The sequence below is a fragment of the Pseudomonas sp. AL03 genome (genome assembly GCF_029960815.1).
Taxonomy (GTDB): Bacteria; Pseudomonadota; Gammaproteobacteria; order Pseudomonadales; family Pseudomonadaceae; genus Aquipseudomonas.
Genome location: NZ_JASBRE010000001.1, coordinates 1 through 12,091 on the forward strand (window position 1 = coordinate 1; position 12,091 = coordinate 12,091).

Below are 12,091 nucleotides of genomic sequence, written 5' to 3' on the forward strand. Positions count from 1 at the left end.
GTCAAGATTAAATTCCGAAACCCCTATCTGCGTATGCAGGTAGGGGTTTTGTTTTGTCCGCAGGAAAGTTCGTACAGCAATACCGGACGGCTCCCGGCTGTCACAGTCTCCCGACAATGCTAAGGTTCGGCCCTAGCTTTTGTATTTTTCCAAGGAAGCCTTTATGCCGGACGCGACGTCCCTCAGTGCTGGTTTTATGGTGGTTCACGGCAACCGCCTGGACGAGTTGCGCAGCCTGGTGGTCAGCTGGATGCGGCGTTACCCGCTGGCTCCCTTGGAAAACGAAATTGCTCTGGTACAGAGCAACGGCATCGCCCAATGGCTGAAGCTGGCACTGGCGGAAGACCCCGAAGATGACGACATGGGCGGGTGCGGAATCGCCGCAGCCATCGACGTGCAGTTGCCGGGTAGCTTCATGTGGCAGCTCTATCGCATGGTGCTTGGGCGTGACGAAATCCCGGTCAAATCCCTGCTCGATAAAGCTCCCTTGACTTGGCGTCTGATGCGACTGCTTCCACAGTTGATCAATCAACCGCACTTCGAACCGCTGCAGCGCTTCCTTACCCATGACACCGATTTACGCAAACGCTATCAGTTGGCCGAGCGGCTGGCGGATTTGTTTGACCAATACCAGGTGTATCGGGCCGATTGGCTTGAAGACTGGGCAGAAGGTCGTCATCAATTAAGAAATGGTAGAGGCGAAACCAAGCCTCTGACCCCGGCTAACTGCTGGCAGGCAGAGTTGTGGCGTGCGCTGTTGCTGGATGTGGGTGAACAAGGCATGGCGCAAAGCCGAGCCGGCGTCCATCAACGGTTTATCGAGCGCATCAACAGCCTCGACGTAGGCCCCAGCGGATTGCCTTCACGGGTGATCGTTTTCGGGATTTCTTCACTGCCTGCTCAAGCCCTGGAAGCACTTGCGGGACTGGCCCGGTTCAGCCAGGTTCTGCTTTGCGTACATAACCCGTGTCGTCACCATTGGGCAGACATCGTCGCCGATAAAGACCTGTTGCGGCATCAGTACAAACGTCAGGCTCGCAAGAGCGGAATGCCGGTTGTGCTCGATCCACAAACCCTCCATCAGCATGCGCATCCGCTGCTGGCGGCGTGGGGCAAGCAGGGGCGGGACTACATCAATCTGCTCGACAGCTACGACGATCCCAACAGCTATCGCTCGGCATTCCGCGATGGTCGTATCGACCTGTTCAGCGACAGCCAGCCACAGAACATGCTCAATCAATTGCAGGACGACATTCTTGAATTGCGTCCCTTGAACGAGACTCGGGAGCGCTGGCCGGCCGTCGATCCGGCGAACGACGAATCGATCCGTTTTCACATCGCCCACAGCGCCCAGCGCGAAGTGGAAATTCTCCACGACCAGTTGCTTGCACGCTTTAGTGCTGATCCGGACTTAAGGCCTCGCGATGTGATCGTGATGGTCCCTGACATCGACAGCTACGCACCCCATATTCGTGCGGTGTTTGCTCAGCTTGAACGCCACGATCCGCGTTTCATTCCCTTCACGCTCGCAGATCAAGGCCAGCGCGGTCGTGATCCGCTACTGATTGCTATCGAGCATCTGCTCAAGCTGCCCGACAGCCGTTTCCCCGTGAGCGAGGTCCTCGATCTGCTGGATGTTCCTGCACTACGCGCTCGCTTCGGTGTAGAGGAACGTGATCTGCCGACCCTGCACCGTTGGATCGAAGGCGCTGGCATCCGCTGGGGCATGAATGCCGAGCAGCGTGCGGGTCTCGGTCTGCCGCAGGAGCTGGAGCAAAACAGTTGGCGTTTTGGCCTGCGACGGATGCTGCTCGGTTATGCCGTGGGCAGTGCCAGTGCCTGCGAGGGTATCGAGCCCTACGACGAGATCGGTGGTCTTGATGCCGCGCTCATTGGGCCTTTGGTCGCGCTGCTGGATGCACTGGAGATCGCTCACCAGGAACTCTCTCAACCTGCAGTTCCCAAACAATGGGGCTTTCGATTGCATGCACTGGTTCAGTTGTTCTTCCAGGCCAGCAATGAGCATGACGACTACGTGTTGGCCCAGCTCGAGGAGCTGCGGGAAACCTGGCTTGAGACCTGCGAGTCAGTTGGCTTGCATGATGAACTGCCGTTGACCGTGGTCCGTGAAGCCTGGCTCGCTGGTCTAGACCAAGGCCGCCTGTCCCAGCGTTTTCTGGCCGGTGCGGTTAACTTCTGCACCTTGATGCCCATGCGAGCGATCCCGTTCAAACTGGTCTGCCTGCTGGGCATGAATGACGGGGACTACCCGCGTGCACAGCCGCCACTGGACTTCGACCTCATGGGCAGTGATTACCGCCCTGGCGATCGCTCCCGACGCGAAGATGACCGCTATCTGCTGTTGGAAGCCCTGTTGTCGGCACGTGACCAACTCTATATCAGTTGGGTCGGCCGCAGCATTCGCGATAACAGTGAGCGCCCTGCGTCAGTACTGATTGGCCAATTACGAGACCATCTGGCCAGCGGTTGGCGACTGCATGATGTCGACGAAGACCTGCTTGAGGCCATCACTCAGGAACATCCACTGCAACCCTTCAGCGCCCGCTACTTCCATGAAGGCGATGACCTGTTTAGCTACGCGAATGAGTGGCAGGTACTTCATCACCCCCTTGCGCGATCGACTGATATCGAGGTCCTTGATCCCTACGTTCAGGAGGAGCCGCTAAGTCTCGGTCAATTGCAGGATTTCCTGCGTAATCCTGTGCGACATTTCTTCAGTCAGCGACTGAAGGTGTACTTCGAAGCGGCTGAAGTGCCCTTGGCTGACGAAGAGCCATTTGTACTCGACGCGTTGCAACGTTACAGCCTCAGCGACAGCTTGCTCGAAGCGGCGCTGGGACATCTGGACAGCACCGACCAGGTGCTGGAAGCACAGGCAAAACGTCTGCAAAACAGTGGCCTCCTGCCCATGGCCGGATTCGGTGAATGCCTTCAGCGAGAGTTGATCGAACCATTGCCGGATCTGCTGCAGCGTTACCAGCAGCTTTTGGCGTTATGGCCGACGCCGCTCACCAACGCCCTGCCAGTGAACCTGCAGTTGCAGGGTCTGCGTCTGGAAGGTTGGCTCAGCGGCCTGCATCTACGTGCGGACGGTGGTTTGCTAGCCGTCACTACAATCCCCAACAGCATCGGCTCGATCAAGTCTCGCAAATGGCATCGTCTGACAAGGCCATGGGTCAATCATCTGGTTGCTTGCGCCAGTGGTATGGCGATGACCACTGCGTTGGTGGCCAGTGACGACAGTCTGCTGCTCGGTCCGATGGAGGAGGATGCAGCCTTGCGGATTCTGGGCGACCTGTTAATGGCTTGGCAAACGGGCATGCGCCAACCACTGCCGATTGCGGTAAAGACCGGCTTTGCATGGCTTGGTCAAACTGATCCAGTCAAAGCCCAAGCCGCAGCTCGCAAGGCCTATGAAGGCGATGGACTGACCACCGACGGTGAGCGTCGCGAAAGCCCGGCACTCGCACGACAGTTCGCCGACTACGACACGCTTACCGCAGACGAAACATTCCCGGATTGGTGCAACGCATTGTATCGGCCGCTGCTTGAAGCGCCTTGGCGTTCATTGAACAGCGAGGAGGCGCGCTGATGACCACTAAACCTCTGGCCTTGGCATTTCCCCTGCGCGGCAGCCAACTGATCGAGGCGAGCGCCGGGACCGGCAAGACCTTCACCATTTCCGCGCTCTATCTGCGGTTGGTTCTTGGCCACGGCGCAGAGTCGAGTGGCTTCGGACGTGAACTGTTGCCGCCGCAAATCCTCGTTGTGACATTCACCGATGCCGCGACTAAAGAATTACGCGAACGTATCCGCACACGTTTAGCTGAATCTGCGCGGTTTTTTCGCGATGAAACACCGGCGCCCGATAGCCTTATCGCGGAGCTTCGTGCGGAGTACCTTCCCGAGCAGTGGCCCGGGTGCGCAAACCGCCTGGACATCGCCGCACAGTGGATGGACGAGGCGGCAGTTTCGACTATCCACAGTTGGTGCCAGCGTATGTTGCGCGAGCACGCGTTCGACAGTGGCAGCCTGTTTACACAGACCCTGGAAACCGATCACAGCGATTTGCTGGGCGAGGTCCTGCGCGACTACTGGCGGCGGTTCTGTTACCCGATGCAAGGGGATGCGCTGAACTGGGTGCGCGGCAATTGGGGAGGTCCGGCGGCATTGCTGCCGCGATTGCGTGGTTTGTTCGCCAGTGAGCGAGACAGTGTTGAAGGTAAAGAGCCTGCCGAACTGATCACGGAGTGTCTGCAAGAGCGACGGGCAGCCTTGCTCGAACTCAAGATGCCCTGGCGCCAGTGGGCGGACGAATTGCTTGCCATCTGTCACCAAGGTGTTGCGAGCAAAAGTGTCGACGGTCGAAAAATGCAGGCGCGCTATTTCGAACCCTGGTTCGAAAAGATCAGGGCTTGGGCTGAAGACGAATCCCTTGAACAATTGGATATCGGCACCGGATTCACGCGCCTGACTCCCGAGGGTATGGCTGAAGCCTGGAAGGGCGAACTACCCCGTCATCCGGGACTGGATGCCATGTCCGGTCTCAAGATCAGTCTCGATGGATTGCCTACTCCTGATGCCGTCGTGTTGCAGCACGCCGCCCAGTGGGTCGGTACACGGTTCGAGGAAGAAAAGCGTCGCCGGGCGGAAATGGGCTTTGATGATATGTTGCTGCGGCTCGATGCCGCCCTCCAGTCCGATGGCGGGGAGCGCCTGGCGACCTTGATCCGCGAGCAGTTCCCGGTGGCGTTGATCGACGAGTTCCAGGACACCGACCCGGTGCAGTACCGGATTTTCGAGAGCATCTATCGCATTGAAGACAACAATCCCGAATGCGGTCTGTTCCTGATCGGCGATCCGAAGCAAGCGATCTACGCTTTCCGTGGTGCCGACATCTATACCTACCTGCGCGCTCGCCAGGCCACCGCTGGCCGTCTGCATACCCTGGGCACCAATTTCCGTTCAAGTCATGGCATGGTCAGTGCGGTAAACCATGTGTTCGAGCGTGCCGAGTCTCGCGAGACCGGGCGGGGTGCATTCCTGTTTCGTGAAAAGAACGGTGAGAACCCGGTACCGTTCCTGCCCGTCGAATCCCAAGGGCGCAAAGAAGTTCTGCACATCGACGGCCAGGTCGTGCCCGCCCTGAACATCTGGCACCTGTCCGCCGATCAGCCGCTGTCCGGCGCGGTGTACCGACAACAACTCGCCGCCGCCTGCGCCAGTGAAATCACCGCTTTGCTCAATGGCGGCCAAGAAGGCCGGGCGGGTTTCAATCAGGACGGCAAGGACTTCAGAGGGCTGCTGCCAGCGGATATCGCGATCCTGGTCCGCGACGGCAAAGAAGCTCAAGCGGTGCGTGGCGAACTCTCCGCTCGTGGCGTGCGCAGCGTCTATCTGTCGGACAAGGACTCGGTGTTTGCCGCCCAGGAGGCCCACGATCTGCTGACCTGGCTCAAAGCCTGCGCCGAGCCAGATGTCGAGCGTCCACTGCGAGCCGCGTTGGCCTGCATCACGCTGAACCTGTCGCTGGCTGAACTGGAACGGCTCAATCAGGACGAACTGGCCTGGGAAGCGCGGGTCATGCAATTCCGCGGTTATCGCGAGCTCTGGCGCAAGCAGGGCGTGTTGCCCATGCTGCGGCGGTTGCTGCATGACTTCCAGCTGCCTCAGGCATTGATCACGCGCAGTGACGGCGAGCGGGTGCTGACCAATTTGCTGCACCTGTCCGAGTTGCTGCAACAGGCGGCCGCCGAGCTCGATGGTGAACAAGCGCTGATCCGTCATTTGTCCGAGCATCTGGCGTTGTCCGGTCAGGCCGGTGAAGAGCAGATCCTGCGTCTGGAGAGCGACGAACAACTGGTCAAAGTCGTGACCATTCACAAGTCCAAGGGGCTTGAGTATCCCTTGGTGTTCCTGCCGTTCATTTGCTCGGCGAAACCGGTGGATGGCAGTCGCCTGCCGTTGCATTACCACGACGCCACGGGCAAGGCCCAAGTGACCTTGAAGCCTACGGCCGAGTTGATTGTTCAGGCGGATGATGAGCGTCTTGCCGAGGATTTGCGCTTGCTTTACGTGGCCCTGACCCGGGCGCAACACGCCTGCTGGCTCGGAGTGACTGATCTCAAGCGCGGCAATAACAACAGCTCGGTGCTGCATCTTTCTGCATTGGGCTATCTACTGGGGGGCGGTGCACCATTGGCCGAGTCGGCAGGTTTGAAGCGTTGGCTGGAAGACCTGCAGCGGGACTGTCCTGCGCTGAGCTACGGCGAAATGCCTGAAGCGATCGTCGACCACTACCATCCGCCGCACAACGATGCGACGTTGCTTGCTCCTCTGATACCCAAACGCAAGGCCAGCGAAAACTGGTGGATCGCCTCCTACAGCGCCTTGCGCATTGGCGACAGCATGAGCGTGGGCACTGATGAAGCACCGGAGAGCCCGCAAGCGCAAAAGCTCTTCGACGACGAACGCCTCGATCCGCAAGCACCACGAGACGTGGTGGCCGGCGGCGCTGATATCCATCGATTCCCTCGTGGCCCGAACCCCGGCACCTTTCTCCATGGTTTGCTCGAATGGGCCGGCGATGAAGGTTTCGCCGCCACCCCGCAAGCGGTGGAAGACGCTATTGCCCGTCGCTGCAACCGCCGTGGCTGGGAGGGCTGGATAACTGCCCTGAACGACTGGCTGCAGCACCTGCTCGCGTCCCCGCTGCGTATCGGCGGCGGACAGTCCCCCGTGGTGTTTGAGCAACTGACCCAGTACCGGGTCGAGATGGAGTTCTGGTTCGCCAGCCACAAGGTCGATGTGCTCAAGCTCGATGAACTGGTGCGCCAATACACCCACAACGGCGTCGCTCGGGTGGCTGCCGAGCCGGTGTTGCTCAATGGCATGTTCAAAGGCTTCATCGACCTGACGTTCGAGCACGACGGCCGCTACTACGTCGCCGACTACAAATCCAACTGGCTGGGCATCGATGACGCGGCCTACACCGAGCAGGCCATGGAGCAGTCGATTCTCGACAACCGTTACGACCTGCAATACGTGCTGTACCTGTTGGCCCTGCATCGCCAGCTCAAGGCGCGACTTGCCGATTACGATTACGACCGGCATGTCGGTGGTGCGCTGTACCTGTTTCTGCGCGGTACGCGCGCGTCCAGCCAAGGCGTGTATTTCGCCCGTCCTCCAAGAGAGCTGATCGAGCGTCTGGATCGGCTGTTCCAGGGCAAGCCAGAACCCAAGGCTGAACCCGCCTGGGAACAGGGAGTGTTGCTATGAGTCGCACCTTCGCTAATTTGCTGCCCACTTCGTTGACAGCCGAAAGCCTGGCCGATCTGGCGCCGTTGAGTCGCGCCGATGATTTGCTGCTATTGCTGACACGCTGGGTTGAGCGTGGCTGGCTGCGAGCGCTGGACAAGGCCTTCGTCGCTTTTCTTCATGAACTGGCTCCCAGCGACGATCCGCTGGTGCTGCTGGCCGCCGCGTTGGCCAGTCATCAACTGGGCCACGGTCATGTGTGCCTGGATGTGTTCGAGACGCTCAAGGAACCGGACTTCGCTCTTTCGCTGCCACCTGAAGGCGATCTGCAAAGTGGTGCGATGTTGCTGCCGTCGCAGTTGCTAGAGGCGCTGGACGGTGCCCATTGGTGCAAGGTCCTGGCCTCCAGCAGTCTGGTCGCATTGGCGGCCGACGGCCGTGAGGCGGCGCAGCATCGGCCATTGGTGTTATCGGGTAAACGCCTGTACCTGCGTCGTTACTGGGCTTATGAGCGGCGTATCGACAACTCGCTGCGCCAACGCCTGGCGGAACACGAAACCACGCCGGATGATGTGTCCCAACGCCTCACCCGTTTGTTCGGCCCAGCCAGGCCCGGCGAAGTGATCGACTGGCAGAAACTCGCCTGTGCCCTCGCAATCCGCAGCGCCTTCAGCATCATCACCGGCGGCCCGGGGACCGGCAAGACGACGACGGTCGTGCGTTTGCTGGCGTTGCTCCAGGCGCCGGCAGTCGAGGCGGGCAAGCCGTTGCGCATCCGTCTCGCGGCACCCACCGGCAAGGCTGCAGCCCGACTGACGGAGTCCATCAGTCAGCAGGTCCGGACCCTGGAAGTCGATGAAGCCGTACGGGTGAAGATCCCGTCAGACGTCACCACCGTGCACCGTCTGCTCGGCAGTCGCCCCGGTACTCGACACTTCCGTCACCACGCCGGTAATCGCTTGCCGCTGGATGTGCTGGTGGTGGACGAAGCCTCGATGATCGATCTGGAGATGATGGCCAATCTGCTCGACGCGATGCCGGCCCATGCCCGCCTGGTACTGCTCGGTGACAAGGATCAACTGGCATCGGTGGAGGCCGGCGCCGTTCTGGGCGACCTGTGCCGCGACGCCGAGGCCGGTTGGTACAGCCCACAGACTCGCCTGTGGCTGCAGGCGGTCAGTGGCGAAAGCCTGGATGCCAGCGGTTTGCAAGAAGACACCCAAGGGGCACATCCCCTGGCCCAGCAAGTGGTGATGCTGCGTCATTCACGCCGGTTCGGCGAGGGCAGCGGTATCGGTCAACTGGCTCGTTGGGTTAACCAGCAGCAACCCGAAGAAGCTCGAAAGTTGTTGGCGGCACGAAGTCATGACGACGTGTTTTCCCTGTCCCTCAAGGGGGAGCAGGACCGGGCATTGGAGCGCTTGTTGCTTGAGGGGCATGGCGATGGCCCCCAGGGTTATCGACATTACCTGAGTCTCTTGCGCAGCCTGCGACCACCGCTCGACAACACGCTGAATGATCCCTGCTGGACCGATTGGGCTCGGCAGGTGTTGCAAGCTTTCGACGCCTTCCAATTGTTATGCGCCGTACGCAAAGGGCCGTGGGGCGTGGAAGGTTTGAATCAACGCGTAACCGCCGCGCTGCTCAAGGCTCGGCTGATCGACAGCGACCAGCAGTGGTACGAAGGTCGGCCGGTGCTGATGACCCGCAACGACTATGGTCTGGGCTTGATGAACGGCGACATCGGCATTGCGCTCAAGCTACCGGAACGTGATGGGCCGGAGGCAGGGAAGCAGGTGTTGCGTGTGGCGTTCCCGCGCAATGATGGTCAGGGCGGCGTACGGTTTGTTCTGCCGAGCCGGCTCAATGATGTCGAAACCGTGTACGCGATGACGGTGCACAAATCCCAGGGCTCTGAATTTGCTCACACGGCGTTGATTCTGCCGGATGCCCTGAACCCTGTACTCACCAAGGAGCTGATCTATACCGGGATTACCCGGGCCAAAAACTGGTTCACCCTGATCGAGCCTCGTCCCGGCGTATTCGAAGAGGCGGTGCGGCGCAAGGTCAAGCGTTTGAGCGGGTTGATGCTGGAATTGGAGGAGGGTGTTGAAACACGTCATTGATAGCTTTCTTTGCGCCGCGCAAAAAACGATCGTGGTGAGCGCCGACTAATCGGCGAACAGCGTCTCCCGACTTTCACCCATCAACAGACCCTGATTCTGCTCGGTGACCGCGCGGATGTAATCCCACAACAGGGTAATTCGCTTGAGCTTGCGCAGGTCCTCGCGGCAGTACATCCAGAATTGGCGGGTAATGTTGATCTCTTCCGGCAACACCGGCAGTAACCGTGGATCCTGGGCCGCCAGGAAGCACGGCAGAATCGCCAGCGACCGGCCTTGCTGCGCGGCCACGAATTGCGCGATCACACTGGTGCTGCGCAGATTGGCACTGGCGCCGGGCAACACATTCGCCAGATACAACAGCTCCGAGCTGAACGCCAGATCGTCGACGTAACTAATGAATGAATGTTTACCCAAGTCTGCCGGGCGGCGGATGGGTGGATGCTTGTCGAGATAGTCCTGGGTCGCGTAGAGCTGTAATCGGTAGTCACAGAGTTTGCAGCAGACGTACGGACCATGCTCCGGGCGCTCCAGGGCAATGACGATGTCGGCCTCGCGCTTGGACAGGCTGATGAAGTGCGGCAACGGCAGGATGTCCACCGAGATCGCCGGATAGGCATCGACGAAGTGGCTCAGCTGCGGGGTGATGAAAAAACTGCCGAAGCCTTCGGTGCAGCCCATTCGCACATGCCCGGATAACGCCACCCCGGACCCCGAAACCTGTTCGCAGGCCATGTGCAGCGTGCTTTCAATCGACTCGGCGTAACCGAGCAACCGCTGGCCTTCGGCAGTCAGGACAAAACCGCTGGTCCGGGATTTCTCAAACAGCAAAGTCCCCAGCGCCGCTTCCAGCGAGCTGATGCGCCGCGACACGGTGGTGTAGTCGACTGCCAGGCGCTTGGCCGCGGTGCTGGCCTTGCGGGTGCGGGCGACTTCAAGGAAAAACTTGAGGTCGTCCCAGTTCAACGAGCCTAAGGACGTGATGTTTTTTTGCATGATGGACCGGCTTTTATGTGCGTTCTTATTAGAAGTTTGCACATCTATACTCCAAAAACAGTCCGACAACCAATTCGCGACACACGCCTCATCTCAAGGCGACTTTCTCGCCTTGGCTCCCAAGATAGCTCTCTAAATAAGAACAACGTCCCGGAGACCCAACATGAACGCATCGCTCACGCCAAACGAAACCACTGTCCAAACGGTAAAGCTGTTGATCGACGGCGAGTGGGTCGAGTCCCAGACCACCGAGTGGCACGACATCGTCAACCCGGCGACCCAGCAAGTGCTGGCGAAAGTACCGTTCGCCACCGCGCAGGAAGTCGATGCTGCCATCAGCGCCGCCCATCGCGCCTTCCAGACCTGGAAGCTGACGCCGATCGGCGCGCGGATGCGCATCATGCTCAAGCTCCAGGCGTTGATCCGCGAACACTCCAAGCGCATCGCCGTGGTGCTCAGCAACGAGCAAGGCAAAACCATCGCCGACGCTGAAGGCGATATCTTCCGCGGCCTGGAAGTGGTCGAACACGCCTGTTCCATCGGCAGCCTGCAAATGGGCGAGTTCGCCGAGAACGTCGCTGGCGGCGTCGATACCTACACCCTGCGTCAGCCAATCGGCGTCTGCGCCGGCATCACCCCGTTCAACTTCCCGGCGATGATTCCGTTGTGGATGTTCCCGATGGCCATCGCCTGCGGCAACACCTTCGTGCTCAAGCCGTCCGAACAGGACCCGATGTCGACCATGCTGCTGGTGGAACTGGCGATCGAGGCCGGCGTTCCAGCGGGCGTGCTTAACGTCGTTCATGGCGGCAAGGATGTGGTGGACGCGCTTTGCACACATAAAGACATCAAGGCTGTTTCCTTTGTCGGTTCGACCGCCGTCGGCACTCACGTCTACGACCTGGCCGGCAAACACGGCAAACGCGTGCAATCGATGATGGGGGCGAAGAACCATGCCGTGGTGCTGCCGGATGCCAATCGCGTACAAGCGCTCAATGCGCTGGTGGGTGCTGGTTTCGGTGCCGCCGGGCAACGCTGCATGGCCACGTCCGTGGTGGTGCTGGTGGGCGCGGCCAAGCAGTGGCTGCCTGACCTGAAAGCGCTGGCGCAGAAACTCACAGTGAACGCCGGCAGCGAGCCGGGCACTGATGTGGGGCCGGTGATTTCCAAACGTGCGAAGGCGCGGATTCTCGATCTGATCGAAAGCGGCATCAAGGAAGGCGCCAAGCTTGAGCTGGATGGTCGCGACGTGACCGTTCCAGGCTTCGAAAAAGGCAACTTTGTCGGCCCGACCCTGTTCTCCGGCGTGAAACCCGAGATGCAGATCTACACCCAGGAAATCTTCGGTCCGGTGCTGGTGGTGCTGGAAGTCGATACCCTCGATGAAGCCATCGCACTGGTCAACGCTAACCCGTTCGGCAACGGCACGGGCCTGTTCACTCAAAGCGGGGCGGCGGCGCGTAAATTCCAGACGGAAATCGACGTCGGCCAGGTCGGCATCAACATCCCGATTCCAGTGCCGGTCCCGTTCTTCAGCTTCACCGGTTCGCGCGGGTCCAAACTCGGCGACCTCGGTCCGTATGGCAAGCAAGTGGTGCAGTTCTACACTCAGACCAAGACTGTCACCAGTCGCTGGTTCGATGACGACAGCGTCAACGACGGTGTGAACACCACCATCAACTTGCGTTAAGGAG

5 protein-coding genes are annotated in these 12,091 nt (G+C 59.9%); 4 read left to right on the plus strand and 1 reads right to left on the minus strand.

The annotated features are described in order from the left end of the window. Positions 1-163 precede the first annotated feature (163 nt). The 3 genes from recC to recD are packed head-to-tail and all read left to right on the plus strand — an operon-like array spanning position 164 to position 9,404. Positions 164-3,613, plus strand: coding sequence for an exodeoxyribonuclease V subunit gamma (gene recC / locus QK293_RS00005; protein WP_282374817.1), 3,450 nt, complete (start codon positions 164-166; stop codon positions 3,611-3,613). Next, positions 3,613-7,299: an exodeoxyribonuclease V subunit beta gene (gene recB, locus QK293_RS00010; RefSeq protein WP_282374818.1), complete on the plus strand. Its 3,687-nt coding sequence runs from the start codon at positions 3,613-3,615 to the stop codon at positions 7,297-7,299. The genes recC and recB overlap by 1 nt, the downstream gene beginning before the upstream one ends. Then, a complete protein-coding gene (gene recD, locus QK293_RS00015; RefSeq protein WP_282374819.1) occupies positions 7,296-9,404 on the plus strand; it encodes an exodeoxyribonuclease V subunit alpha in 2,109 nt (702 codons plus the stop codon). Before recB ends, recD begins: the two co-directional genes overlap by 4 nt. Before the next feature lie 45 nt (positions 9,405-9,449). Here the strand turns inward: recD and QK293_RS00020 are convergent, their stop codons facing one another. Next, a complete protein-coding gene (locus QK293_RS00020; RefSeq protein WP_282374820.1) occupies positions 9,450-10,397 on the minus strand; it encodes a LysR family transcriptional regulator in 948 nt (315 codons plus the stop codon). A gap of 163 nt (positions 10,398-10,560) precedes the next feature. Between QK293_RS00020 and QK293_RS00025 the strand changes: the two genes are divergently transcribed. After that, positions 10,561-12,087, plus strand: a complete 1,527-nt coding sequence (locus tag QK293_RS00025; RefSeq protein ID WP_282374821.1) for a CoA-acylating methylmalonate-semialdehyde dehydrogenase — start codon at positions 10,561-10,563, stop codon at positions 12,085-12,087. Positions 12,088-12,091: the final 4 nt, after the last annotated feature.

Bases quoted from the DNA above. Each gene is read 5' to 3' on its own strand.
- recC (WP_282374817.1), top strand. From the start codon at position 164: ATGCCGGACGCGACGTCCCTCAGTGCTGGTTTTATGGTGGTTCACGGC.
- recB (WP_282374818.1), top strand. From the start codon at position 3,613: ATGACCACTAAACCTCTGGCCTTGGCATTTCCCCTGCGCGGCAGCCAA.
- recD (WP_282374819.1), top strand. From the start codon at position 7,296: ATGAGTCGCACCTTCGCTAATTTGCTGCCCACTTCGTTGACAGCCGAA.
- QK293_RS00020 (WP_282374820.1), bottom strand. From the start codon at position 10,397: ATGCAAAAAAACATCACGTCCTTAGGCTCGTTGAACTGGGACGACCTC.
- QK293_RS00025 (WP_282374821.1), top strand. From the start codon at position 10,561: ATGAACGCATCGCTCACGCCAAACGAAACCACTGTCCAAACGGTAAAG.